Source organism: Vibrio sp. 1F169 (genome assembly GCF_041439605.1).
Lineage (GTDB): Bacteria > Pseudomonadota > Gammaproteobacteria > Enterobacterales > Vibrionaceae > Vibrio > Vibrio tasmaniensis_A.
Genome location: NZ_JBGOOI010000026.1, coordinates 34,785 through 60,347, shown reverse-complemented (window position 1 = coordinate 60,347; position 25,563 = coordinate 34,785). Strand labels below are relative to the sequence as shown.

Here is a 25,563-nt window from a genome sequence, read left to right as displayed (position 1 = left end):
TAGATGCTAGATGCTAGATGCTAGATGCTAGATGCTAGATGCTAGATGCTAGATGGAACAGCTTGTTGTGCTTGCTTCTTATCTAACGCACCACTGAATCGAGTCAGAACAAGAGCGATCAAAACGATCACAGCACCTACCCAAGGGGTGTTCATTAATCCAGATTTCGCGACAATCAAACCACCACCCCATGATCCCAATGCAATACCAACGTTGAAGGCTGCAATGTTCAACCCAGAAGCGACATCGACTGCGTCTGGTGTGTATTTCTCAGCCAGTTTCACAACATACACTTGTAGCCCCGGAACGTTGCCGAATGCGAATGCACCCCAAACCAAAATGGTAGCAACAGCTGCGTAAGGGTTTACTGCGGTAAAGTTGAATACCACCAGTACCGCGGCTAAACCTGAGAAGATAACGGTCAGCGCTTTAATCGGGCCCATCTTGTCGGCCATTTTACCGCCCCAGATGTTACCTACCGCCACTGACACACCATAAACCAACATGATTAAACTGATAGAGCTCGAATCAAACCCTGATACGTTTTCCAGTATTGGAGCAAGGAACGTAAACGCTGTGAATGTGCCGCCATAACCTAGTGCTGTGATAGCGTAAACCAACAGCAAGCGTGGTTGAGTCAGAACCTTTAGTTGTGCCGAAATCTTCGCCGCTGGTGGTTGCTTAAGGTTGCTTGGAACCAAGATAGCGCTACCGATAAGAGCAATAAGACCAAGCAGGGCAACGATCAAGAAGGTCGCTTGCCAGCCAAAGGTTTGGCCGATATAAGTGCCCAGTGGTACGCCGGTTACCAATGCAACCGTTAAACCCGTAAACATGATCGCAATGGCACTGGCTGCTTTATCTTTTGAAACCAAACCTGTCGCGATGGTTGATCCAATCGAGAAGAACACACCATGGGCAAGGCCGGTCAAAATTCGTGCGGCGATCAGCGTGTTATAGCCTGGAGCTTGCCACGCCAATAAGTTACCAATGACAAACAATGCCATCACGGTCAGCAACACCGCTTTACGATTCCATTTTCCGGTTAATGCCGTTAATACTGGTGCGCCAATAGCAACGCCAAGCGCGTATAAACTGACTAATAGGCCTGCCGATGGCAGAGATACATTCAAGTCGCTCGCCATGGTAGGAATCAAGCCTACGATGACAAATTCTGTGGTTCCGATGGCAAAGGCGCTGAGCGTCAATGCGAGTAATGCTAGTGGCATAATCATCTCTCTTACTGTTCTTTGTTAAATACCGAGCGCGATAAAATGGGGCAGCTTGTGACTGCAATAGGAGCGCTTCGTTTGATGGCGAGGATTATCGAGCAAAATATATTTGTGAAAAATACCGCTATTAACAAATAACCTTTGTTAAATTTGCAATAATTAAAGAGTTAACCGATCATTGGATTAAGCTGATGAGATCGAAAAGACATAGATGATTTGAGCTTTGATGAGCACAAGCGAGATGACATTAAACAAAATGAAGATAGCGAAGGAGCCTCATGTTAACCCGTTCAGATGATTTACAAATGGTACTCACCGTTGTCGCTGCTGGTGGTTTTTCTGCGGCGGCAGAGGCGTTGGATGTGCAAGTCGCCAAGGTATCTCGTTCGGTGAGTAAGGTTGAGTCGCAACTCGGCGTCTCAATATTCAACCGAACAACGAGACGCGTGGAATTGACGGAGGAAGGGCGGCAGTTTGTCGATTCAGTCAGGGTGGGATTACAAATGATCCAGAGCGCGGAAGAAGAAATCGTGTCGCGCGGTGAGTTGCCTAAAGGTCGTTTAAGAGTCGATGCCGCCAGCCCATTCGTATTCCATCAGCTAGTGCCGTTGGTGCAGTCATTCAAAGAGGCTTACCCAGACATTGAGTTGGAACTCACTTCCAACGAAGGCTTCGTTGATCTTCTCGAAAAGAGAACCGATGTTGCGATTCGAATCGGTAAGTTGTCCGATTCAACATTGCACGCTCGACCGTTAGGAAAAAGTTTACTCCATATTGTGGCGTCACCTGATTATCTCGCTAAGCGTGGGCTACCCACCAAACCTGAAGATTTGAGTTCGCATCAAATTGTGGGATTTGCGGGTAACAAAGTGCTTAACCATTGGCCTTTACCAAACCAAAGTGACGTCGCGCCTACTGTGACAGCCAGTAATGGTGAAACCGTGCGTCAACTAGTCTTAGCTGGAAATGGGATTGCTTGTCTGTCGGGGTTTATGGTGCAGGAAGATATGGCAGCAGGGCGTCTAATCCCTATTCTGGAACAAGACAAACTTGCGAATACAGATCGAGAGCGAGTGAATGCGGTTTACTACAAGTCGTCCTCTGTCTCTAAACGTATCTCGGCGTTTATTGATTTTATACAGCCCCGTTTGAGCTTGTAGGGAAGAATGAAACACTCTTTAGCAGCACACAGCCAAACCGTTATTTGAATCGTTTGAGAACGGGTATTCGTATCAATGTTTAGAGAGCACATATTGTTGTATTGAGATTCGATAGGTGGATGTGATCTCAATAGCGTTTACTGACTTTCAGTGTTTAAAACCCACCCGCCCAAGCATCGAAGTCATCAATATTGTCGAGTTCTTGCTGGCTTCTTGGCGCAGGGTAATAAGGCAAGGCTAACCTTTGAGCGGAAGGTTGCAGTTCCCAATCGGGCGTAATCTTAAGTCGGGTTAACTCATCGTTGAGGCGCACAAACATATAGTAGCCATCGGCATGGGTATTGGCGTAACTCGCGATTGTTGCGATATCACCAGAAGGTAATTTTACGTATCGACCCAGTGGATAGAGCTGGTGCAATGCGAAACTCACTTTGGGATCTTCAAGTTTGCCTTGCTTAAAGCGTTCTAATCCGATGGCGGTTGAAGTAGTGCGCGGCTTCCACCCCGTGAGGAACAATCCACTCAAGTTATCTTGGAACGGTTTACCCTTTCGATTGCCTTCATTGGTAATGAATTGAACCGTCAGCGTGTCTCCAGATTCTTGCAGAATTTCTAAAAACTGTTCACCAGTGCGATCGACCAAAAGCTTCATAATATCCAGCTACCATCAAGAATGAGAGACGATAAAGGGTACTACTTTAGGGGAGGCTTGTGTAGAGACGGTAAAGCTTACGTCGCGTGAACAATGTTTTCGGTGTTGATCCTTTCATGCCCTTAGAGCAACAACAGCTTTAACGCTTACGCAAGTAATGAGTTTGCACTATCTCATCAAGGTACGTCGTGACGCCTTTCAACGTAAAGTCGACGGGAGATACTAAGTCACCAAATAACGGGGACCCACCACCAAGCACGACAGGAATGGTCGAGATGATCAGCTCATCAATCAGGTCTTCTTTCATGAAGTTTTGAATGGTAATGCCGCCATCAATGTACAAGTTCTTTAGGCCTTTGTTATTCAAATCCGCGACAATCTGTTTAAGCTCGCCCTTCATCAAAAATACTTTACCTTCAAGCTCTTGAGGTACTTCATTTAAAGTGTTGCTCAGTACATAGACTGGCTTGCTGTAAGGCCAATCAATGCCAAAGCTCAACACCATGTCCATTGTATTACGTCCCATGACCAGTGCATCGATATGATCAGTATGAGCGTTGTAACCCATGTCGTCACCGTCTGGATTTGGAATCGCTTGCAGCCAATCTAAGCCACCTTGCTTGTCTGCAATGTAACCGTCAAGGCTGGTTGCGATGAATACAATATTTGACATTTTTAACTCCGATATCAATGAGAAACTTGGCATCTACACGGTAATAAATTAAAATATTCTACAGTGTAGAAATAAAGTTTAAGAGGTGACGGTATGACTGTCAAGGATCAGAAACGAGGTCGACCAAAGAGTGGATCAAGCCAACTCAGCGCAGAGAGAATTCTCACTATTGCTAAAAGCATGATGCGAGAGAGTGGCAAAGTGCCAAGTGTTCGAGGGTTGGCGACGGAACTCGGGGTCGATGCGATGGCTATATACTATTACTTCAAAAACAAAAACGATCTGCTTGAGGCAATCACAGTTTCTTTGATTGAAGAAGTGGCACAGCCAGAGCTGAATCAAGACTGGCAAGATAACCTATATCGGCTCAGTGTGAGTTACTTGTCGATGCTCAACGAATATAGAGGCTTGTTAGAGACCTTATTGACCATGAAATCCCTCGGGCCAATGGAAGTATTTAGTGAACGCTTTGAAGCGGTGTTGAGCCCGTTAGCGTTAACCGATGAGCAAACCAAAAACGCGCTGGATTTGCTGGTGGATTATTTACACGGCTACGCTTTGGCGTTGAACTGCAACCCAGACCGAACTGAACTCACCATTGAAATGGTCGAAAAGCCGCTGAGTTTATACTGTTTAGCACTCACTCAACTTAAGTGATCTGTAGGCAATTTACTGACCTTTAAATTTATACTGGATAATTACCTATAAATTTCAGGATTTAGCAGTAATAATCAATGAATAGATCGGAATAGCTTGTTCATTGAAAAGCTGTACGGAAAGTTTCTAAAGACGCCATCGTGAAAAGGAAGTCAGATACATGCCTGTGCTCCAACGCATCAGTTTAACGTTAATCTTAATCGCCGTTTTAGGTGGGTGTTCTTCACTTCCTGAAGGCATCGATCATCCAACAGAACCGCCAACCTCTCCTGCACCTAGTTCTTTATCGGTTCTAACCAATGAATTTCAGCCTGAAGCTTTAGAGCAAGGCACCACCGCGGTTCGTCTGCAAGAGTCTGGTTGGGATGCTTTGGCACAGCGATTAGCACTGGTCGAAAGTGCCGAGCACACCATCGACATTCAATACTACATCTGGAACTCTGACGAATCGGGCAGCTATCTCGCTAGCCGTTTGTTAGCCGCGGCTGAGCGTGGTGTGAAGGTGCGCGTAATGCTGGATGATATCAACCTCAACGAACGTGAAGGTTTGCTGTCGGCACTGGATGCGCACCCTAATGTCGAGATTCGTATCTTCAACCCAACACCAACACGTCGCGGTTTCAGTAAATGGCTGAGCTTTGTCGGTGACTTTTCTCGTTTAAATCGCCGTATGCACAATAAGTCGTTTACCGTAGATGGCACTTTGTCTGTGGTGGGCGGCCGTAATATTGGTGATGAATACTTTGACCTTTCTGATGAAATTAATTTCCGAGACCGCGATGTATTAGTCATGGGCTCGGTAGTTAACACCATCCAAACCAGTTTTGTTGAATACTGGAACAGCCGTTGGTCTTACCCTGTCGATATGCTGGGTGATGACGAACAACCTGATCTCTCGAAGATAGATAATATTGTCGTTCCGCATTATCAAAATTACCCTGAATTACCATTAGACCGTGAGGCTGCTGATAGCTTACTGAAAGAGGTGATTGGTGAGATGACATGGGTGAATGCGCGTTTTGTTTACGATCAGCCCGTTCCTGATGATTCAGACAATACCGATGAACCGAAAGCGACCGCGATTCTTCTAGGGAAATTAGCGAGCGAATCGAAACAAGAGATCTTGCTGGAATCCGCTTACCTTGTATTCGATGATGGTCAGCTTGAAGAGTGGCAGGTATTGAACAACAAGGGCGTTGAGATAAAAGCGCTAACTAACTCTATGGCGTCTAATGATCTGGTGACTAATCACTCCGCTTATGCAGGCAGACGTTACGACATGTTGGAGCATGGCATCGACCTGTTTGAGCTAAAACCAGAATCTAAGCTGTGTGAAGCATCGACTCAAGACGTGTCTAAATGTGCGCCTGAGACGGCCTATGGCTTGCACGCTAAATCAGTCGTATTCGACCGCAGCATCGCGAGCATCGGCTCATTTAACTTCAACTTGCGTTCTACCTACTTGAACACGGAATCGGTTTTGATCATCGAGAATAAAGAGATTGCTGAAACATTAGCAGAAACCATTGAGCAAGCAATGAGCGAAGAAAACAGCTGGCGATTAGAGCTTGAAGACGGTGATGTGTATTGGTATTCAGGCGACCAACGTTGGGACAGCGAACCTGACACTGGTCAATGGGAACGAATGCAGTCAGGCTTTTTGCAATTGCTACCGATTGAGAAATATCTGTAAGCTAGCCGCCTCCGGATAAATAAAAATGTCAGCGTATATTACGCTGACATTTTTGTTTGTACTGTTGTTTGCTGTTGTTTGCTGTGGTTTGTTGCAAGCTATTAACGGCTTAACGCTTGGTCAGCTGCTTGCTGTTCAAGTAAGGCAGGATATGCGGGCGAGATTCGCCAGACAGCTTTTGCGTGATCTGCTGTGACCAACTGCTCTGTTTTTGGTTGCTTGAACGGCTTGCGTAGTAGCTTTGCATCGAATCGTCGTAGCTGGCAATTTCATCTAAGCTCAACGGTTGGTATTGATTTTCGTGCATGACCACGTGAGCAGGAAGGCGAGGTTTGACTTCAGGCTGCTGCGCAGGGTGACCTAAACACATACCAAATAGCACGGCCGTGTGTTGTGGAAGTTCCAGTAGTTCATCGACTTGTTGCGCGCTGTTACGCAAGCCACCGATGTACACGCCACCTAAACCAAGAGACTCCGCAGCCAGCATGCAGTTTTGCGCCATGATGCCCGAATCGACCGCGCCAATCAGGGTCAGTTCAGTAAAGTCGGTTTTCACTTCAGGGTTGATTTGAGCGTGGCGTTGATAGTCGATAGAGAACACCAAAAACTCAGCCGCGTTCTCAACGTAAGCTTGGTTGCCTGCGTATTCGGCTAACAGTTTGCGCTTCTCTTTGTCTGTCACTCTCACGATAGAAACAGCCTGCAGTAAGCTTGATGATGAAGCCGCGAGACCAGCCTGAATAATCACATCAAGTTGTGCTTTTTCAATCGGTTGATTTGTATATTGACGAATGGAGCGGTGCCCCAGAATAGTTTCAATCGTGCTGTTCATAACTCTCAGACAGTCCTTGTGATGATGGCGTAGAGAATCACAATAACGACAATTACCATGAGCGTAAAGGGTGTTCGAGCCTTTCTGGTTGGCAGAATGATATTCATGAATTTAAAAGGATTGCTGTCACAGCCAATCCTTTTTTGTACTGTTTCCTGCTAGAAGCTAGAAGCTAGAAGCTAGAAGCTAGAAGCTAGAAGCTAGAAGCTAGAAGCGAATAACGCTCAAGAGTTCGCTTTAATGGCGAAGAGACAAAGTGATGAAGTGAACTCTGTTGGTCGAATAGCTGCCAGAAGGCTGAAATAGTCCTGAGTCAGCATTAATTTCACCATGGCCTAAATCTTGGTATTGGTAGCTCAATCCTAGATGTAAGTCGTTGGATATCTTCTTCTCAGCGCCGAATCCGATACGCCACTGTTTATCGAGCGGGAGTAACACATCTCTGTTTTGACTGCTTACAGGGCTCGTGTCACCGCTCACTCCGCTGTACAGCAACCAATCCTCGTATGCGTATTCCACACCAACCCCAAGAGAATAGGTGGTTGAGTATTTGTCATCATAATCTTGCCATGTCTCCATGTTGGAGCTGAGTAGAAGGTTTAAGTCTTCATTTAATGAATGCTTCAACCCTAAGTTTAAGCTTCGAACCCATGTTAGTTCAGAGCTAATGCCAAAAGCGTTGGCGTTATCAAGGGAAAGGTCGTGATCAAATTGGCCCTGATAACTGACACCCAATTGTGTGTTGTCACTGATGTGGTGATTGAGACTCAGGCCGAATCCTAGGTCGAGGCTATCTCCTTGAAGCTCTCGACCATTCAATGCTTGAGTTTCAAGCGCAGCGTGCTGCAATATCAAAGAACCACCAAGAGACAGTTGTTCATTGACCTGATATGACAATGACGACGTAAAGTTGAGTGCCGAAATGCTATTTTCTTTGATCAATAAAGCAGGGTGTGCGCCAACGCCGTGTGAGTATTTAACGCCAGTGCCGCCAGCTGCGTGCAATGCTGCGCCGACGACCCATTGGTCATTGAGCCTTGATGCGTAAGACAAATGAGGGAGAACATCGGCGCTGCTTCCTGTGGTCGAAGCCGAGTTATCGTCACGGACAAAAGTGGTTTCAACATCGAGGTATTGAACGCCGAGAATCCAAGCGCTTTCTTCAATAGCCGATAACCCCGCAGCATTGGTGATCACGGCGGATGCATCGTTCGCGGTTACGTTTCCTGCGCCTGCTGTGCCAACGCTTTTGGTTGTCGCAATCTGAGATAGATTTAACCCTCCCGCGTGAGCGAGAGAGTTGACTATCCCTGTTACTAACAGAGACAGTGTGATGAAAGGTGTTTTCAAGAATAGAACCTCATTTTCAGTGTATGAGTTATGTTGCTAGCAGCTTGAGCCATGTATTTGGGGAGAGAACGAATTGCCACGAGCGAACATTAAGAACGCCGTGGCAATCGACTTGACCTACTTAATTGACCAAGTTGGGGCTAGAGCTTTTCAACTTGTGGCAGTGGATATTCATTGTCGAGAACGGCTTGAGTTGGCTCATACAGGCGCATGTGAAGATAGAAGTCATCTTGAGGCGCGGGTAGCCAGTTACACGTCGGATCGGACGGTTTTACGTATTGAATGCATATTGGCAAGGTGCCGTCTTCTGCGTATTTCAGCTCATCTTTACGATTGGTTGAAATGGAGTAGCGTTGAATGAAGTTCTCAACCATGAACAGGTTTTTAGCGTCGTACATGGTCAAAGACCAAAAGGCGTCAGCGGGTGCATCGGCAGGCATGGTCATTCGATATTGATTGGATCCCGACAGTTGCTCGCCATTCGAGTCTGTGTATCGATTTGGGTAGAGTGCTCGCTCTGGTACATTCAAACCAGCCGCACGCATATTGATGCTCGCTCGGCTCAGGTAATCATTTCCGTAGCGGCCACCCTCGTACATCATCGACCAGCCATTATTGACATCGCCGATGCTTCGACCAGCGTATTGAATGATCTGTTGTGAAGACTCAATCGCGCGCATTAGCCCTTTTTTCTGTGCTGAGGTTAGCGCTTCAGGGTTAAAGGGGGTCGATCCTCCAATACCAATTTGTTGGAATTGATCAACGATGGCAGCATCTTCTGGAATCGGGTTTTTTCGTAGTTCACGGTCAATTAGCGAATACCACTCTAGCCCTTCAGGCCTCGCCATGGGTGGGATACGACCTGTCGAAGCTTTGAGCTCTACGATGTCATGCTCTGCGCCGAGTTGATCGAGTGGGTAGCTGAGGAATTTATCGTGAATAACCAGTGCGTCATTGAGGTCTTGCTCGCCAAACACGCCCGTTCGTTGAATCAACCAAACCATAGGAGTGCGAGATTCTACGACACGATCAATTCCCTCTGGTACTTCACCAGCCCATCCTTTGTTGACCAAAAGCACTTTTGAACCTTGGTCGCCTACATTCTTCACGTGCAGATCTTCAATCGAATCTGAGTAAGCATCCAATAGCTGAACAATGTAGTAACGGTTATCGGTGCGAGGAATATCAATCACCATTGGACCTGATAAATCCAGATCGTAGTGAGCTTGTGAGTAGAGCGTATCGTTGTTGACGGTCGGTACAATCCTATCCTGAGGTCCGGATAGAACGCGTGTTTTACCCATCTCATTCAATGGTGCCATAGCGTTGTCCATCGGCGCATCAACAGATGTGGTCGTTTGCCTAACCGCAGCCACGGTTAATGGACCCGTACCATAGATAAATGCTTGAACACCTAGATTGTAAGCGAGCTCTTCTTCAGGATTAATAGATTGTTGGGCAAGGGATGGCATCGCGATAATACTGGATAAAGAACACACTAAGCTGGTCAGTACACTTTTCTTATAGAGGAGCTTTCTCATGGAACACCTTAGATCGTAGGAACAGAATTAGGCATTTATCATATGAGCAAGTGAGATTAAGGAGTGTAATAGCCGATATTAAGGATGTTAATAGTCTAATTTTACCACTCAAGTATTTGTTTTAGTTAACATTATTTTAGGGTGGTGAAGCGACTCTACGACGTGTGCAGGTAGGGGGCGTGAGGCGCTATTGTTTGATTGATTTTCGGTTGATATGTTGGCAAAAAAGTACGGGAATCGATATGAACACATCTACTTATCCTTTTAGCTTATTCATTAAAGCAGAAGGGGCTCAGTGCAATCTGGATTGTAGCTACTGCTATTATCTCAATAGACAAGATGGCGATAAAAGATCGTCAATGTCTCTGGACATGATGGAGCAAATTGTCGTTGCTCATATCGACGCGCAGCCAATGAAAGATCAACAAGTGGATTTTATCTGGCACGGTGGCGAGCCTATGTTAAGAGGGCTCGATTTCTATGAAACGGCGATGAAAGCACAGGCAAGCAAAGCGACGAAAAAGCGCATCGTGAATACGATGCAGACCAACGGAACCATGATTAACGATCGCTGGGCGAGTTTCTTTGCTAAACATAATTTCATGATGGGCATCAGTATCGATGGCCCCAATATTCTGAATGACATCGCTCGGATCGACAAAAATGGCGAGTCGTCTTTTGATCGCACAATGCGTGGCATGTCTTATCTAAAGAAGCACAATGTTGATTTTAATACGTTAACGGTCGTGAACAATAAAACCTACAAACACGGTAAAACGATCTATCAGTTTTTGGTTGAAAATGGCAGTGGTTACATGCAGTTTCAGCCTTGTATCGATCATGAGTTGGACAGGCGAACAGGGCATGATTGGTCGTTAACCGGTGAGCAATGGGGGCAATTTCTTTGTGATTTGTTTGATGCATGGAGCGCCAATGATGTCGGTAAAGTGTATATCCAGTTTTTTGAAAACTGTCTAATGGTATTGATGGGTTACCAAAGCCAAATGTGCCATCACAGCGCGACTTGTGGACAGCAATTAATGGTTGAGCATGACGGCAATGTTTACAGTTGTGACCATTATGGGTATCAAGATCATCAACTGGGCACCATGAACAGTGATAAGCTTGCAACCATGGCGAGCTCACCAGAACAAATCGCGTTTGGCACCAACAAATATGAAGAGTTAAACAGCACTTGTCGACGTTGTGACTTTGTTGAACTCTGCCAAGGTGGTTGTCCTAAAAACAGAATAGCAACAATCGAAGATGGCAGTCCGATGAATCATTTATGCCAAGGGTATGAGATGTTTTTTCGTCACGCATTACCCAAATTATTGCCTATGGTAGAAGCGATGAAAAAAGGGTATTCGCCAGCGTACTTTCCACTTTTCTAAATCATTTGGAGTAGGGCATGACCAAAGACCTAAACTTACTGCGGCTCATTTTGGTGCTTAATGAAACTCGTCAAACGGTGAGTGCAGCCAAAACCTTGAACGTAAGTCAGCCGACGATCAGTGTCATGCTTCGTAAGCTCAGAGAACAATTTGATGATGAGTTGTTTGTTAGAGATAAAGCAAGGCTTGAACCCACCCCAAAATGCTTGAAGCTCATCGAAACCTTGCCTCTACTATTAGAACAGCTAGACAACCTTTACATACCCAATGATGAGTGGGGCTTGGAAGATTTAAGAGGGGAGGTTCAAATCATGCTGCCTTCCCCGCTGTTGATCCCAGTGGGTGTGCCACTAATCAAAAAGCTGACCAAAGAAGCGCCGCAAGTGACGTTTCAATGCTCACCTTGGTTAGATAACGGCGTCCAGTCTCTAGAGACCAACCGAATGTGTTGGGGAGTGAGCTATCTTCCTATGGACGTTAATAAAACCCTGACTGAGCGCCCAGTTGGCTTTGATAAGTTCATGTTGGTGCTAAGAGCAGACCACCCAATTCAAGGCAACTCCCTTGAGGACATTCTGAAATCCCCACTCTGTATCAATATGATCCCTGGTTACATTCAGCCGACCAAGACGGAAATGTTGATCAAAAAATACGACTTAGATAAACACATCGGGCTCAGAAGCAACAATATGAATTTGATGCTAGAAGTCGTTAAGGACAGCGACTTCATCTATGTAACATCGTCGAAATGCCGCTATTTGCTTGATCACTCTTATCGTTGTATCGATTTACCGCCGGAACTATTGAAAGATACCTATCGTCGAGAATTGGCACTGTTTACTCATCAAGCAAACCGCAATAATCCGTTCACGGATTGGCTTCAAAAAGAAATCACGTCGATTATTCAATCCTAGCATCACGCTACTATTCTCTTTAAATAACTCCCCCTTTCTAACGGCCACTATTAAGAATCGTAATAGTGGCTATCAAGCCATTTTTGGCCTCTTTCTTATACCATTTACCTCAACAATGGTTCGCTGAGACATGCACAATTTTCGTTGTGACTTCAGCGATTTACTCATAGTGAATGAGGGTTATAAATGTATAAGTCTTTTGTTAAATCCGCTCTGGCGCTTTCGGTACTGGCGAGCGTCAATGTACACGCAGCGAGCCAACCCAACGTGGTTGCCATCATGCTCGATGATGTGAGCCCAACGGATCTGTCTGCTTACCACCGTGGTTTAGGCGCGGTGGATACGCCGAACATTGATCGAATTGCCGAACGCGGCATGATGGTCAGCGATTACTACGCACAAGGCAGCTCTACTGCGGGGCGATCTGCCTTTATCACGGGTCAATATCCTTTCCGAACAGGCTTAACGTCTGTCGGTCAGCCGGGCTCTTCACTTGGCCTTCAAAAAGAAGATCCAACCCTAGCCGAAATGCTGAAAGACAAAGGCTATGCGACCGTGCATGTCGGTAAAAGTCACCTAGGCGATAACAACAGTCACTTACCAACGGTGCACGGCTTTGATGAATTCTTCGGTTTCCTTTACCACCTCAACGTTATGGAGATGCCTGAACAGCCGGAATTCCCAACAGACCCTAACTTCAGAGGTCGCCCTCGTAATGTTCTTCACACCATCGCTACCGAGAGTGTAGACATGCAAGAAGACCCAAGGTTTGGTGTGGTTGGAAAGCAAACGATTGAAGATAAAGGTCCTTTAGGCTCTAAACGCATGCAAACCGTTGATGGCGAATTTTTGGAGTTTGCTACGAATTGGCTTGATAGACATGAAGCAGAGAAAGACGAACAACCTTACTTCATGTGGTACAACCCGACTCGTATGCATCAAAAAACACACGTGCGTCCTGAGTATCAAGGCGCGAGCCAAATCAACACGTATTACGATGGCTTGATCGAACTTGATGACCAGATCGGTGTATTACTCGATAAGTTAGAAGATCTTGGTGAAATTGATAACACGATAATCTTGTTTACCTCAGACAACGGCGTAAACCTAGATCATTGGCCTGATGGTGGTTCTGCCTCTTTCCGTGGTCAAAAAGGCACGACATGGGATGGCGGTTTCCGTGTACCAATGCTGGTCAGCTGGCCAGATAAAATCCCTCAAGGTGAATACACCGATGGCTTCATGACTTCTGAAGACTGGGTGCCAACCATTATGGCTGCAGTGGGTGAAGGCGACATTAAGCAAGAGCTGCTAGATGGAAAAGAGTTAAACGGCGAGCGTTACCAAGTCCACTTGGATGGTTATAACCAGCTGGATATGTTGACCAAAGGCGAGCCGAGTCAACGTCATGAGTTCTTCTTCTACAACGAGCAAGATTTGAATGCGTTCCGAGTTGATGATTGGAAAGTACACCTAAAAACCAAAACGGAGTGGATTGCGCCTCCTGAAGAGTGGCCACTAGGGATGCTCATCAACATCAAGGCTGATCCTTACGAGCGTAGCCCTGATACTCGTGGTTGGTTCTTATGGATGAAAGAGAAGTCTTGGGTATTACCAAAGCTGCAAAAATCAGCGGCGGAATATCAGAAGTCACTCAAAGCGTTTCCACCAAGACAGAAAGCCGGTGGTATTGGTATGGCAGACAAATCAGTGGTTGCTGACTAATGCCAAATACGACTAATGCAAGGTGTGCTGTAACAAGCGCACCTTACATATTGCTTTTAGTTGGGACATTAAATGATGAAAAAAAACATACTTGCGGCAGCACTGACTTGTGCTTTCATGGTTGCACTTCCGTCTCCGGTACTTGCGAGCCAATCCGTGGACGCGACCAGCGCATCTGTCGCAACAAAAACAGCAATGGGGATCAAGACGGAAACTCTACCCATTGAAATGGCGAGTTTAGCGTCGCTCAAAAAGGATAATCAGCTATTGGCACAACTTGCCTATGAGTACGCGTACTCGATAGATGAAGCCTACAAATACTTTTACAAAACCGTCGTTGAGCAAGACTACCCTTTGAATCGATTCCAAAATATTCGAATACTTGCTGACGACACTTACACTGCGCATCCGACGATTAACAATGACACGTTACATTTGATGGGTTGGATGGATCTAGCAGCAGAGCCTGTCATCGTTACGATTCCAGACCATGATGACAATCGATACTGGTTGTTCCATACCATGAATATGCAGCACTTTACTGACTCGGCTTTTGGCTCTCCACAGCGAGGCACAAAAGGCGGCAGCTTCATGTATGCAGTTGAAGGGTGGAAAGGTGAAGTGCCTGCGAGTGTCGATCAAGTCATCTATGTCGAGCATCCGCTGGTCAAGATGATGGGGCGAATCATGGACCTTGGCGGTGACGATTCTGCAACTGCTCAAAAGTTAATGGATCAATGGAATATTAGGACGTTGTCGGAATATTTAGGTCAGAAAGGGCCAGATCCTGTTGTACGCGAGTATCCAGATCTTAAAGACTCTAATTGGGTCGAACGAACCAATTTCATCCTGTCTGAAGGAACAATGAAGACGCATGACCAAAAGCTGCTTGAACTGTTCGAGTACATTGGCTTAGGAGATGTTGAATTAGGCAAAGCCAATCATCCATTTACGGCAGAGCAGCTTAGTATGATCGAGTCTGGTCAAAAAGACGGACTGGAACGAATCATTAATGCGGGCTTTGATGATTCACGTGACGTATTAGGCACTCGCGATGAAATGACCAAGGTTCCAAGCTTTCAGCACGCCTACGGCACCTTAATGGGCCAATGGGGGCTGCCTGCAAAACACACTATGTACAGCGGTGACTTCTTCGATAGTGAAGGTGGTGCGCTCGATGGTAGTAAGTATGATTACACGGTGACCTTCGATGCGCCGCCGCTAGAAGAGGGTGGTTTTTGGTCATACACGGCCTACAGTGGTGAAACCCGATTGATGGAGAAAAATGACTTAAACCGTCATTCCCGTGGAGACAGAACGCTAACGCCTAATGCTGATGGCAGCTACACCATTTACATGAGTAGCGATGTAAAAGGGCATGAAGATGATCCTAACTTCTTACCTATCCCCGATCATCAATGGTATTCAGTGTTACGTATGTACACGCCCGGTGAAGAGGTAAGAACAGATAAATGGAAATCGACACCATTTACTAAGGTCAAGAAATCCACGATAAAGTGATGACTTAAATCGCCTGTTTAAGGTTTTGTTTATAATCGATTAATGCCAGCTGCTATGCCGCTGGCATTTTTTATTGAGCGAAACTTGCTTCGAAATAGGCGTTAAATGCTCAGAACTGTCGGATAAAATAAGGCATACTGGACGCAATATATAAACCAAAGAAAGTAACCACGCGCATGAATCCGATTTGCCTCAATGATCCTTTTTCTCTTCCTAATGGCCAAGTGACCAAAAATCGCCTGTTCAAATCGGCAATGAGTGAACAGCTAGGTGATAAACACCATAACCCTAAGCGAGGTTTAGTCACGCTCTATCAGCGTTGGGCTCAAGGAGGAATTGGCTTATCCATGACGGGTAATGTGATGGTCGATAGAGGCGCGCTTGGTGAACCTAAAAACGTTGTGTTGGATGAGCACAGTGATTTAAGCGTATTTCGTGAGTGGGCGAGTGCCGGAACACAGAATGGTTCGCAGATATGGATGCAACTGAATCACCCAGGTAAACAAATTCCTAAGTTCTTATGTGATAGCCCGGTTGCCCCTTCAGCTATCTCTTTAGAGCGCGGATTAGAAAAAGGCTTTAATACGCCACGAGCTCTGACTGAAAAAGAAATAATCGCGATTATTGATAAGTTCGCGCTGAGTGCAAAGCTTGCAAAACAAGCGGGTTTTACTGGTGTCCAGATTCACGGTGCTCATGGTTATCTTGTAAGTCAGTTTTTGTCTTCGAGACACAATCAACGCCAAGACAAATGGGGTGGCTCACTCGAAAACAGACTTCGTTTTGTGCTTGAGGTTTATCGTGCGATTCGAAAAGAGGTCGGTGACGATTTCCCTGTCGGGATTAAGCTCAACAGCGCTGACTTCATGAAAGGTGGCTTCACTGAAGAAGAGTCGATGCAAGTTGTGCAAACATTGAGTGATAACGGTATCGACCTGATTGAGATCTCTGGCGGCACCTATGAAAGTCCATCAATGATGGGTTCAAAGAATAAGGCTGAACCAATCAAGGCCAGCACGGTAAAGCGTGAAGCGTATTTTATGGATTACATGGTGAAGGCGAGAAAACTCGTCAGCACTCCGCTGGTGGTCACGGGTGGTTTTCGAACCGCGCAAGCAATGAACGAAGCATTAAACACCTCGGCGACCGATTTTATTGGTATTGCACGCACAATGGCGGTTGATCCTGATTTCCCTAACAAGTTAATTGAAAACCCTAGCCACGGTATGCCGCTAACGGTGCCAACCACAGGAAAACCTGCATTAGACAAGGTGGCGATGGTCGGGCTGGTTTGGTATGAACATCAAATGTGGCGCATCGCCTCTGGCAAGAATACCGACCCTAAACTAAGCGCATTAAGTGTGGTGGTAAAAACAATTCTCAGCGCCGGCTGGCACGCTTTCAAGAAGCGCAGAGCGTAAGCAGTCATGGATTGTTAAATCAGAACTTTAAGGAATTGAAGTTCTGCTTTTTTCTATGATGATTTATTGTTTAGTTTGTCTAGAGAGTAAGAAAGAGTTAAAGATCGTTAAGCGAATCAATCGTCAAATGAGCCATAATGAGAGAGATATTCGCTAAGTTAGCGTTTATCGCCAGACGGCTAAATATCTCCCTGACCAAACTTTAATGACAGGTAACTATGAAACAATTGGATCTCAATTTAATCCGCGTTTTTCTGGTTTTGCTAGAAACCAAAAATACTCGCATTGCTGGCAATAAATTGGCGCTGAGTCAGCCCGCAGTGAGTAAAGCACTAGGGCGATTGAGAGAATACTTTGATGACGAATTGTTTACTCGTGTCCATTCCGGTTTGAAGCCAACTCCACGTGCGTTAGAGCTTGGTGAACGGCTGCCAATGATCATGGAAAGCTTGGACGACGTGATTCTTGAAACCCCAAGCTTTGACCCTGCCGAGTATCAAGGCAACATCACGATTGCAATTAACGGTTTTATCTCGAACTGGCTTGGTGCGCGTTTATGCCTTGGTCTCATTCAAGAAGCGCCCAATGCTCAAGTCAATATTGTTAATTGGGGCTCTCAAACGCTGAAAAAATTGTTGGATGGCGAGATACAAGCAGCTATCAACTTTTCTCCAATCGACACGAATAAGCAGTTTACCCATCAGATTATCGGTGAGGATGACTTTGTCGGGTTGGTTAAAACCGGCCATCCATTAGCTGGCAAAGTGATTTCACAGCAAGAGATAGATGAAGCGGAATACGCGAGTTTGGTGATACCGGGGTGGAATGATATTCAGCCTTATATCGCCAAGCATTTGTCGACAGAGCAGCTTAAAGTGAAAGCAAGAAGCTCGTATTTGCACACGCTATTAGAGGTCATTAAACAAAGTGACATGATTCTACCGTGTTCCAAGCAGCTTGCGCTTTATCTTAATGAAGAGTTCGATTATCTCTCTTTTCCTGATTATGCACCGGAAGAGCTCAAAAAAATCGTGCTGGTGGAATCTCATAACAAGAGAATGCCCCCGATGAATCAATGGCTTAAGCGAAAAATTATCACTACCTCCCAAACCATCATAAAAGAAAAGCAATAAGCCTCTCAAATGAGAGGCTAGGTTATTGTTAGTAGCTGTTATTGCCAGTTAATTAACACTAATCACTCGCAACTCAGTCGTTATTCCCCGCTATTGAGCAGTGACCTGTGGGAAGTTGTGCATCTCACCTGATGCTACCGCTTCATCACTAGGACGGTATGCACGAACCGCAAAGTTCCAGCCATCATCGTTTACTTCAATTACGTTATTTGCAGCGTCACAGGTTTGTCCTTTTGGCGCAAAGTGGATCGTGTAAGAACCGTCTTTATTGGGTGTTGATGTCGTTGAATCAGCACTGTTGTTGTTCGTCATCAACCAGCCTTGGCTTGAATAGGCCGTAATTGACCAATAACCGCCTTCGTCATAACGTAATGAGGGTGCTTCAAACGTGATGTTTGCACATTCTGTTTTACCTGTGCCCGCTCGTGATGTATACACAGCATGCTCTGCCGGCATACCAGCCCAACCCACCGCAGTACCAATCATAAACTGCTTGTTATCTGATGTTGCTGTGATGTTTGGTGTGAAGGCTTCTTCTGTCTTGATGTCATTAACTAGCTTCTCCCATTTTGCTCGGACGTTATCTCGAGATGCATCATCCCAATCTGAAGCAGGTTCAAAAGGCTTAGCTGATTTCGCATTAATGACCGCCGCATCTTGCAGTCGATGCGCTTCATCTGCGCCAGCACTTGTTGCAGTTCGCATCAGTATGTAGATGTAGTCTGAACCTGCGATTTCTGAGTCGATGTAAATTTCTTCGCCACCATAAATGGCCATGTGGTTATCATGATTGTTATTGAAGATATGCATGATCTGGTACGCATCGCCTTTCGCCAGTTTGAATGTTGCGCCTTCTGAGACATCGACAACCGCGGTTGAATAGAGCAGGTCGGTGTTAGAGCGGATAATCATTTGGTTCTCTACCGTTACGTTTTCGCGATTATGCTCAAAAACATTAACCGGTTGATGCTCTAACTGTTGAGTGAAGTAAAGGTCGCTTTCTGCACGAGCGAAGTTTTCGTCGGTTACTTCAACTGCTGCCATTGTTTGCATTGATGTGATGGTAATCAGTGTTGCTAAAATGGTCTTTTTCATATCGTTTACCTTGAGGTCGTCATTAGGAGATGACACTAATGTATCGGTTTGGTGGTGATTCTAAAAATGAATTGATGTTATTTATGTAATAACCAAAAGGAATTGAAAGGCCGGTTTTTGTGAAGCTTAGAGAGAGAGTTGTGACTGTTTTTTGTTCGTTTGGTGAAAGTTTTTTGCACGAAGACAGGTCGTTAGTTAATGAAGCGATGCTTTGTTCATTAACTAAGGCTTTATCGGCAGGTAAGGCTTTAGTTAATGACTGAGGTATCCGCGCTTTTAAGCACTATGCTTTAGTCATGACTAAAAGAGGATTAATTATGAAATGGCTTATCTTATCTGTAACGCTATTGTTCGTGGCAGGATGCCAATCGACAGGCTCTGACACGTCTTCACATGATCAAATGAATCGAGTTCATTCTGGTGGTTGTAGCAGCTAATCCTTTTTTGAAAATACTTTTTAGCTGCTGTTATTATCATTTCTGTCACTGTTCTTATAAAGAACTCACTTCTACAAAGCCTTGCGATTACGTGAGGCTTTCTTCTATGTAAAACAACGCATCCCTGCCGATTTATGTTGTAAATTTGTGAATCTGAACTGTCTATATTCTAGGCTGTGTACTGGATCTCATTTGTTATTTGAGTCCCTTGCTAAGGTAAATAATGAATGTGTACTACCAATCACTTTACTCAACTTAAGAGGTTTCTATGCTAGGTGAAAATCACTCTCTTGTTCACGAATTTCCTGAAATGAAAGACAAAATTGCTGAGCTTGCTAAAACTGACGATGGCTTTGCAGTAGATATGAAGACATACGACAACCTTGATAAAGAGATTCGTAAACTAGAGCTGAAAGATTCACCCATTGATGACGGCTCGATGCACCAATTGAAACATGATCGTTCTGAGCTTAAAGATTTACTGCATGCTCGTTTAACGGGCTAGTGAGTTGGTAATTTTGCTGACTAGCTAAATGGCGAATTACAGACTTAGACAAAAACTCCTTCGGGAGTTTTTTTTCGTTTCTGCATTCCAGTCTCTATCTGAACGCATAAGAATATTTGGATACAAGAAACCGTAGATATAGACAAACTCAGTTAGCACTAAGGTTTTGTAAATAGGGTGGATATAAAAAAGCTTAGCGCGGGGGACGCTAAGCTTCGTTGTTAAGTATGTTCTTGAACCATGCTTAGGCTGGTGGGGTTAGCCTACTTGAGAAAAGCTCACTACCTTGCTTTGTAGTTTCTCTTTCAGGTAATCCGTTACTGCTTGCTGCTCTGATTCACTCATGTACAGGCCAAGCTTGGTTCTGCGCCACAAGATGTCTTCGTCTGTCATCGCCATCTCTTCATTGATCAAGTAATCGATTTCAACTTGATAAACGCCATGTGCCTCGCTTGAGAATTGAATGCCAAGGTCAGCTTCGCTATTCGCGCCTTCCAGTAGCTTCCACGTGTAAGTACCAAATTGAGTCACGTAGCGAAGTAACAACGCTTCAGATGCCCAAGGGTATTTAGTGTGGATCATCTTCGCAAGTTGCTCTCTGCTGCAACTAAAGTTACCACCTGGAAGCGTGTCGTTTGCTGTCCATGGTGCACCCATGTTGGTTAGGTGTGGCTCAAGCTTCTTAAGTGCCGCTTCGCCGAGCTTACGATAAGTGGTCAACTTGCCACCGAAGATCGAAAGCAGTGGTGCTTGATCGAGCTCTGCGTCCAATTCCAACGTGTAGTCACGAGTGATCGCTTGTGGTGAATCCGATTCGTCGTCACAAAGCGGTCTTACGCCACTGTATGTCCAAACCACATCTTCACGGCCAAGCTGTTTAACAAAGTGTTGGTTAACAATATCAATCAAGTAATCCACTTCGACATCATCAATTGCGACGTTACGTGGGTCGCCTTTGTATTCAAGGTCGGTAGTGCCGATGATCGAGAACTTATCTAGGTAAGGGATCATGAACACAATACGATTGTCTTTGTTTTGCAGGATGTACGCTTGTGGTTCGTCGTGAATACGTGGCACAACAATGTGAGAGCCTTTGATCAGACGAATATTACGAGGCGAAGCTTGCTCTAATCCATCATCAAAGAACTGCTTAACCCAAGGGCCAGCTGCGTTGACCAGTGCTTTCGCTTTACGTTCAAAACGCTGGTTTGTCATCACATCAAGGATCGTCACATGCCAGATGCCGCCTTCACGGTGCGCTTTTTCAACTCGGCAGTAGTTACGAACTTCTGCGTTGTTTTCTTTTGCTGCTAATACGTTGAGCAACACCATACGCGCATCATCAACCCAGCAATCTGAGTATTCGAAGCCTGTCTTCATTTCTGGTTTCAGTAGGCCTGATTTCGCTAAGTTGACGGTCTTACTTCCAGGAAGAGTGGTGCGCTTACCCAAGTTATCGTAAAGGAATAGGCCACAGCGAATCATCCAAGCCGGGCGTAAAAATGGTCGATGTGGTAAACGGAAACGCATTGGTTGAGCAACATGAGGTGCTTTTCTTAACAAGACTTCACGTTCCGCGAGTGCTTCCGAAACCAAACGAAACTCGTAATGTTCAAGGTAGCGTAGGCCACCGTGGATAAGCTTTGAGCTGGCAGAAGACGTTGCAGATGCGAAATCATTTGCTTCGTATAAGCCAACGTTTAGACCACGACCTGATGCGTCTGCCGCGATGCCTGCACCATTGATGCCGCCGCCAATCACGATCAAGTCTAAAGTGGAAGATGTACTGTTGTTTGAATTATTTTGTTGAGCACTCATGGTTTGACCTCTTCTGAGCGAACGAGCATTTTAGAGCATAATTGAATCCTATATGAACTTTCGTTTGCGGTCATTTATTATTTTCGTTTATGCGCGTTTTATGTGATTTGCGCATAAAAAAACCTCTGCTTATGAAAGCAGAGGTTCAAATAAGACTAATTCGAGCATAGAAGCGACAGTGACAGTGACAATGACAGTGAGCAAGTTTTACTTTATTAACTTTTTTATAAAGAATCGTGAATCATTTAAGAAAGTGGCGTCACTGAGCTCTTATGTTTAGTTATTCGCTCATAGGACGAGCGGTATCGATCACTTCTAATGGTATTGCGGAATCTTTAAGGATGTTGAGAATCTCTTCTGGTGGCTGCTTATTAGTAAACACCATGTGGGCTTGAGAGATATTACCGAGCTTAACCATCGCGTTACGGCCAAACTTAGTGTGGTCGACGGCTAAGAAGATGCTGCGACTGTTTTCGATGATGGCTTGTTTCACTCGAACTTCGTGGTAGTCAAAATCGAGTAACGAGCCGTCAAAGTCGATGCCACTGATGCCCAAGATACCGAAATCGAGGCGGAACTGCTTCACGAAATCGAGTGTCGCTTCACCGACGATGCCACCATCGCGGTTACGTACTTCACCGCCCGCCAAGATAACCTTGATCTCAGGGTTCGGTAGAAGGATGCTTGCAACGTTAATGTTGTTGGTCACAACTCGTAGCTGTTTGTGGTTTTTGTTGAGTGCGCGAGCAACCGATTCAGGTGTGGTGCCGATATCAACGAACAAGGTTGCGCCATCTGGGATATGTTTAACCAGCTCGTCGGCGATCACGTCTTTTTCGTTGAAGTTAAGCGCTTTACGCGTGTTATAAGAGGTGTTTTCTGAGCTTAAAGGAATGGTTGCACCACCGTGATAGCGACGGATTTTGTTGCTATCGGCAAGTTCATTGAGGTCTCGTCTGATGGTTTGTGGGCTAACATCGAACTTTTCAACGAGCTCATCGGTACTCACATATCCTTGTGTTTTTACCAGATCTACAATCTGCTGGTGTCTTGGTATCTGCTTCACTTAACTTACCACTCCCTGCGCGCAAAGGGCTCTAGCGCGTCAAAATCGAAAATATAAACTCACACTATTGTGCTCGAATTGATGAAAAGAGAGAAGTAATGATGGTAAGGAATCATGTCTAAACCGCAAAAACGCTGCTCAAAACATGGAATTTGAGCCTGAAACGCAAAAAAGAGCACAAAATAGTGCTCTTTTTAGTTTCGTTTGCTGAGGTTCGAACAATCGAATCGATTAATAAGGGATTATTCGTGCTCCTCTGTTAACTCACGCTTAGATTACTCTTCGTCGTCATCGTGCAGTTCAGACCAAACCTGTGCACACTTGATAGCACGCTTCCAACCTTTGTAACGGCGGTTACGCTTCTCTTCGTCGTGGTGTGGCATGAAGGTACGGTTAAGAACGGCTTTGTCTTGAAGCTCGTCAATGCTGTCCCAGAAACCAACCGCTAGGCCAGCAAGGTAAGCGGCACCAAGAGCCGTTACTTCTGTTACTTCCGGGCGGTGAACTTCAGTATCCAGCACGTCTGATTGGAATTGCATTAGGAAGTTGTTCGCTACTGCGCCGCCATCAACACGTAGTTTCGCTAGCTTGATGCCTGAATCCGCTTGCATCGCGTCTAGTACGTCACGCGTTTGGTAAGCAATGCCTTCCAGCGTTGCACGGATGATGTGGTTAGAGTTAACACCACGAGTTAGGCCGACAATCGTACCGCGAGCATAAGCATCCCAGTAGGGTGCGCCTAGGCCAGTAAATGCAGGAACCACGTAAACGCCGTTTGAAGAGTCTACTTTGGTTGCGAAGTACTCAGAGTCTTCTGCACCAGCCAGTAGCTTCATTTCATCACGTAGCCATTGGATAGATGCGCCACCCATGAATACCGCACCTTCAAGCGCGTATGCAGGCTCGCCTTTAGGGCCACATGCTAGCGTTGTTAGTAGACCATTCTTCGATGTTACTTTCTCTTGGCCTGTGTTCATTAGAAGGAAACAACCCGTGCCGTAAGTATTCTTAGCTTGGCCTGCTTCTACACACATTTGACCGTAAAGTGCAGCTTGTTGGTCACCCGCAATACCCGCGATTGGGATACGAGTACCGCCTTTACCACCAAGGTTCGTTTGACCGTAAACCTCAGAAGAGCGCTTCACTTCAGGCATCATGATTGCTGGAATGCCCATTTCATCAAGTAGCTTCTGATCCCAGCATAGGTCGTTGATGTTGAACAACATAGTACGTGACGCGTTGGTGTAATCCGTAACGTGTACACGTCCTTGAGTCATTTTCCAAACTAACCAAGTATCAACCGTACCGAACAATAGTTTGCCAGCTTCAGCGTCTTCACGAGCGCCTTCAACGTTGTCTAGAATCCATTTTACTTTGGTACCTGAGAAATACGGGTCAAGGACTAAACCTGTATTGTCACGTACGTAGTCTTCTAGGCCACGCGCTTTAAGGTCTTCACAGATATCTGCTGTACGGCGACACTGCCATACGATTGCGTTATAAACAGGCTTGCCGGTCTCTTTGTTCCAAACAATGGTGGTTTCACGTTGGTTCGTGATACCAATGCCCGCTAGCTCATCGCTGCGGATGCCTGCTTTAGCAAGAGCTTCAACCAATGTAGAGCTTTGAGTCGCCCAGATTTCCATTGGATCATGCTCAACCCAACCCGCTTTCGGGTAAATCTGAGTGAATTCTCGTTGAGAAGAACTAACGATGTTTGCATCGTGATCGAGGATTACAGCGCGAGAACTTGTGGTGCCTTGGTCTAGGGCAACAATGTATTTTTGCTCGGTCATGGTAAGAATCCTTTTTCTTTCGTTATTTATATTTTAGTAAATGTAAGGTCGCTTAGGGATTAAGCTTGAGCTTGTTCAGCTTCTTCTTCTGTTTCACATTGGTTTGGAATTGTGCAGCCTTGGCCTTCTACTGGTAGGTAAGCACCGATAACACGTGGGTACAACCAACCACCAAAACACGCACCAGCAATTGGAGCAAGAATTGGAACGATGAAGTAAGGAATATCACGAGCACCGCTTAGTGCGAAATCCCAACCTGCAAAGTAAGCGAACAGTTTTGGTCCGAAGTCACGAGCAGGGTTCATTGCAAAACCCGTCAGTGGACCTAAAGAACCACCGATAACCGCGATAAGAATACCGATCAGTAGAGGGTTCATTGCACCGCGAGATGCGCCGTTGTTCTCATCACCTAACGCTAAAATGGCAAACATCAACACTGCAGTAATCACGAATTCCACAGCAAAAGCGCCGAAGAAAGAAAGTGAAGCATGTGGGTAAGTCGAGAAGATACCAGCAGTTGATAGTGCGTCTTGGCTGCTACGAACGAAGTTATGTGCGATCTCGTAGTCAGTAAATAGGTTGCTGTACAGGCTGTAAACCAATGCTGCAGAGCAGAAAGCGCCAAGCAGTTGCGAAATGATGTAAGGCACCACTTTCGCTTTATCAAAGCCATGGAACATGGCCAGTGCAATCGTTACGGCTGGGTTGATGTGTGCGCCTGAAACGCCGGCAGTACAGTAAATTGCAATCGCAACACCGAAGCCCCAGATGATGCTGATTTCCCATTGTCCGAATGTCGCACCAGTTAATACCAGAGCGGCCACACAGCCAACGCCAAAGAATATGAGTAATCCTGTACCGATAAATTCAGCCAAGCATTGCCCAAATAAAGAAGGGTGTTTGTTTGTTGTCATGTTCGAGTCCTTTTTAGTTTTGCTTATCTAGCAC

21 protein-coding genes are annotated in these 25,563 nt (G+C 45.5%); 10 read left to right on the top strand and 11 right to left on the bottom strand.

All coding sequences use genetic code 11. From position 1 onward, the window contains the following. Positions 1–41: 41 nt before the first annotated feature. On the bottom strand, positions 42–1,229 hold the full coding sequence (locus tag ACED53_RS12100) for an MFS transporter (RefSeq protein WP_017062388.1): 1,188 nt from the start codon (positions 1,227–1,229) through the stop codon (positions 42–44). Between the two features lie 281 nt (positions 1,230–1,510). On the opposite strand from ACED53_RS12100, the gene ACED53_RS12095 reads away from it, so the two are divergent. Then, positions 1,511–2,392: a LysR family transcriptional regulator gene (locus tag ACED53_RS12095; protein ID WP_017099815.1), complete on the top strand. Its 882-nt coding sequence runs from the start codon at positions 1,511–1,513 to the stop codon at positions 2,390–2,392. 154 nt (positions 2,393–2,546) lie between these two features. On the opposite strand, the gene ACED53_RS12090 is transcribed toward ACED53_RS12095, so the two are convergent. Continuing rightward, a complete protein-coding gene (locus ACED53_RS12090; protein WP_017099814.1) occupies positions 2,547–3,044 on the bottom strand; it encodes a hypothetical protein in 498 nt (165 codons plus the stop codon). A gap of 139 nt (positions 3,045–3,183) precedes the next feature. After that, positions 3,184–3,750, bottom strand: coding sequence for a dihydrofolate reductase family protein (locus ACED53_RS12085; protein ID WP_102580030.1), 567 nt, complete (start codon positions 3,748–3,750; stop codon positions 3,184–3,186). Positions 3,751–3,810: 60 nt separating this feature from the next. On the opposite strand from ACED53_RS12085, the gene ACED53_RS12080 reads away from it, so the two are divergent. Both ACED53_RS12080 and ACED53_RS12075 read left to right on the top strand, forming a co-directional pair. Continuing rightward, on the top strand, positions 3,811–4,374 hold the full coding sequence (locus ACED53_RS12080) for a TetR/AcrR family transcriptional regulator (RefSeq protein ID WP_017097576.1): 564 nt from the start codon (positions 3,811–3,813) through the stop codon (positions 4,372–4,374). Between the two features lie 160 nt (positions 4,375–4,534). Beyond that, positions 4,535–6,067, top strand: a complete 1,533-nt coding sequence (locus ACED53_RS12075; RefSeq protein ID WP_017099812.1) for a phospholipase D family protein — start codon at positions 4,535–4,537, stop codon at positions 6,065–6,067. Between the two features lie 109 nt (positions 6,068–6,176). Here ACED53_RS12075 and nfsA read toward each other — a convergent pair whose 3' ends face one another. The 3 genes from nfsA to ACED53_RS12060 all read right to left on the bottom strand — a co-directional run bounded on the left by nfsA (position 6,177) and on the right by ACED53_RS12060 (position 9,790). Continuing rightward, complete coding sequence (gene nfsA, locus ACED53_RS12070; RefSeq protein ID WP_017099811.1) at positions 6,177–6,899, bottom strand: oxygen-insensitive NADPH nitroreductase; 723 nt, start codon at positions 6,897–6,899, stop codon at positions 6,177–6,179. A 237-nt stretch (positions 6,900–7,136) separates the two neighbouring features. Next, positions 7,137–8,249 (bottom strand): OmpP1/FadL family transporter, encoded by a 1,113-nt coding sequence (locus ACED53_RS12065; protein WP_017100595.1) that lies wholly within the window; start codon positions 8,247–8,249, stop codon positions 7,137–7,139. 140 nt (positions 8,250–8,389) lie between these two features. Next, entirely contained in the window at positions 8,390–9,790 is a 1,401-nt protein-coding gene (locus ACED53_RS12060; protein ID WP_017100596.1) for a DUF1254 domain-containing protein, read from the bottom strand. 242 nt (positions 9,791–10,032) lie between these two features. Between ACED53_RS12060 and ACED53_RS12055 the strand changes: the two genes are divergently transcribed. The 6 genes from ACED53_RS12055 to ACED53_RS12030 all read left to right on the top strand — a co-directional run bounded on the left by ACED53_RS12055 (position 10,033) and on the right by ACED53_RS12030 (position 17,898). Further along, a complete protein-coding gene (locus ACED53_RS12055) occupies positions 10,033–11,184 on the top strand; it encodes an anaerobic sulfatase maturase (protein WP_032499169.1) in 1,152 nt (383 codons plus the stop codon). A 17-nt stretch (positions 11,185–11,201) separates the two neighbouring features. Beyond that, positions 11,202–12,098: a LysR family transcriptional regulator gene (locus ACED53_RS12050; protein WP_017100598.1), complete on the top strand. Its 897-nt coding sequence runs from the start codon at positions 11,202–11,204 to the stop codon at positions 12,096–12,098. Positions 12,099–12,284: 186 nt separating this feature from the next. After that, entirely contained in the window at positions 12,285–13,823 is a 1,539-nt protein-coding gene (locus ACED53_RS12045; protein WP_017096312.1) for a sulfatase-like hydrolase/transferase, read from the top strand. Between the two features lie 72 nt (positions 13,824–13,895). Beyond that, positions 13,896–15,344, top strand: coding sequence for a DUF1254 domain-containing protein (locus ACED53_RS12040; protein WP_017100311.1), 1,449 nt, complete (start codon positions 13,896–13,898; stop codon positions 15,342–15,344). 176 nt (positions 15,345–15,520) lie between these two features. Then, entirely contained in the window at positions 15,521–16,765 is a 1,245-nt protein-coding gene (locus tag ACED53_RS12035) for an NADH:flavin oxidoreductase/NADH oxidase family protein (RefSeq protein WP_017100310.1), read from the top strand. Positions 16,766–16,983: 218 nt separating this feature from the next. Next, complete coding sequence (locus tag ACED53_RS12030; protein ID WP_017100309.1) at positions 16,984–17,898, top strand: LysR family transcriptional regulator; 915 nt, start codon at positions 16,984–16,986, stop codon at positions 17,896–17,898. A 90-nt stretch (positions 17,899–17,988) separates the two neighbouring features. Here ACED53_RS12030 and ACED53_RS12025 read toward each other — a convergent pair whose 3' ends face one another. Continuing rightward, positions 17,989–19,029 carry a DUF1214 domain-containing protein gene (locus ACED53_RS12025; RefSeq protein WP_017096307.1) on the bottom strand — a complete coding sequence of 347 codons (1,041 nt, stop codon included), beginning with the start codon at positions 19,027–19,029 and terminating at the stop codon, positions 17,989–17,991. Between the two features lie 669 nt (positions 19,030–19,698). Here ACED53_RS12025 and ACED53_RS12020 point away from each other — a divergent pair. Beyond that, positions 19,699–19,935, top strand: a complete 237-nt coding sequence (locus ACED53_RS12020; protein ID WP_017100308.1) for a YdcH family protein — start codon at positions 19,699–19,701, stop codon at positions 19,933–19,935. Between the two features lie 258 nt (positions 19,936–20,193). Here the strand turns inward: ACED53_RS12020 and glpD are convergent, their stop codons facing one another. The 4 genes from glpD to ACED53_RS12000 form a co-directional block, all read right to left on the bottom strand. Continuing rightward, positions 20,194–21,753, bottom strand: a complete 1,560-nt coding sequence (gene glpD / locus ACED53_RS12015) for a glycerol-3-phosphate dehydrogenase (RefSeq protein WP_029224413.1) — start codon at positions 21,751–21,753, stop codon at positions 20,194–20,196. Between the two features lie 280 nt (positions 21,754–22,033). Further along, entirely contained in the window at positions 22,034–22,819 is a 786-nt protein-coding gene (locus ACED53_RS12010) for a DeoR/GlpR family transcriptional regulator (protein WP_017100307.1), read from the bottom strand. 275 nt (positions 22,820–23,094) lie between these two features. Beyond that, positions 23,095–24,615, bottom strand: coding sequence for a glycerol kinase GlpK (gene glpK / locus ACED53_RS12005; RefSeq protein ID WP_017082581.1), 1,521 nt, complete (start codon positions 24,613–24,615; stop codon positions 23,095–23,097). A gap of 59 nt (positions 24,616–24,674) precedes the next feature. Then, positions 24,675–25,529, bottom strand: a complete 855-nt coding sequence (locus ACED53_RS12000) for an MIP/aquaporin family protein (protein WP_004732234.1) — start codon at positions 25,527–25,529, stop codon at positions 24,675–24,677. Positions 25,530–25,563: the final 34 nt, after the last annotated feature.

What these genes read in the sequence shown, in the direction of transcription:
- ACED53_RS12100 (WP_017062388.1), bottom strand. Translation starts at nt 1,229, where the DNA reads ATGCCACTAGCATTACTCGCATTGACGCTCAGCGCCTTTGCCATCGGA.
- ACED53_RS12095 (WP_017099815.1), top strand. Translation starts at nt 1,511, where the DNA reads ATGTTAACCCGTTCAGATGATTTACAAATGGTACTCACCGTTGTCGCT.
- ACED53_RS12090 (WP_017099814.1), bottom strand. Translation starts at nt 3,044, where the DNA reads ATGAAGCTTTTGGTCGATCGCACTGGTGAACAGTTTTTAGAAATTCTG.
- ACED53_RS12085 (WP_102580030.1), bottom strand. Translation starts at nt 3,750, where the DNA reads ATGCCAAGTTTCTCATTGATATCGGAGTTAAAAATGTCAAATATTGTA.
- ACED53_RS12080 (WP_017097576.1), top strand. Translation starts at nt 3,811, where the DNA reads ATGACTGTCAAGGATCAGAAACGAGGTCGACCAAAGAGTGGATCAAGC.
- ACED53_RS12075 (WP_017099812.1), top strand. Translation starts at nt 4,535, where the DNA reads ATGCCTGTGCTCCAACGCATCAGTTTAACGTTAATCTTAATCGCCGTT.
- nfsA (WP_017099811.1), bottom strand. Translation starts at nt 6,899, where the DNA reads ATGAACAGCACGATTGAAACTATTCTGGGGCACCGCTCCATTCGTCAA.
- ACED53_RS12060 (WP_017100596.1), bottom strand. Translation starts at nt 9,790, where the DNA reads ATGAGAAAGCTCCTCTATAAGAAAAGTGTACTGACCAGCTTAGTGTGT.
- ACED53_RS12055 (WP_032499169.1), top strand. Translation starts at nt 10,033, where the DNA reads ATGAACACATCTACTTATCCTTTTAGCTTATTCATTAAAGCAGAAGGG.
- ACED53_RS12050 (WP_017100598.1), top strand. Translation starts at nt 11,202, where the DNA reads ATGACCAAAGACCTAAACTTACTGCGGCTCATTTTGGTGCTTAATGAA.
- ACED53_RS12045 (WP_017096312.1), top strand. Translation starts at nt 12,285, where the DNA reads ATGTATAAGTCTTTTGTTAAATCCGCTCTGGCGCTTTCGGTACTGGCG.
- ACED53_RS12040 (WP_017100311.1), top strand. Translation starts at nt 13,896, where the DNA reads ATGATGAAAAAAAACATACTTGCGGCAGCACTGACTTGTGCTTTCATG.
- ACED53_RS12035 (WP_017100310.1), top strand. Translation starts at nt 15,521, where the DNA reads ATGAATCCGATTTGCCTCAATGATCCTTTTTCTCTTCCTAATGGCCAA.
- ACED53_RS12030 (WP_017100309.1), top strand. Translation starts at nt 16,984, where the DNA reads ATGAAACAATTGGATCTCAATTTAATCCGCGTTTTTCTGGTTTTGCTA.
- ACED53_RS12020 (WP_017100308.1), top strand. Translation starts at nt 19,699, where the DNA reads ATGCTAGGTGAAAATCACTCTCTTGTTCACGAATTTCCTGAAATGAAA.
- glpD (WP_029224413.1), bottom strand. Translation starts at nt 21,753, where the DNA reads ATGAGTGCTCAACAAAATAATTCAAACAACAGTACATCTTCCACTTTA.
- glpK (WP_017082581.1), bottom strand. Translation starts at nt 24,615, where the DNA reads ATGACCGAGCAAAAATACATTGTTGCCCTAGACCAAGGCACCACAAGT.
- ACED53_RS12000 (WP_004732234.1), bottom strand. Translation starts at nt 25,529, where the DNA reads ATGACAACAAACAAACACCCTTCTTTATTTGGGCAATGCTTGGCTGAA.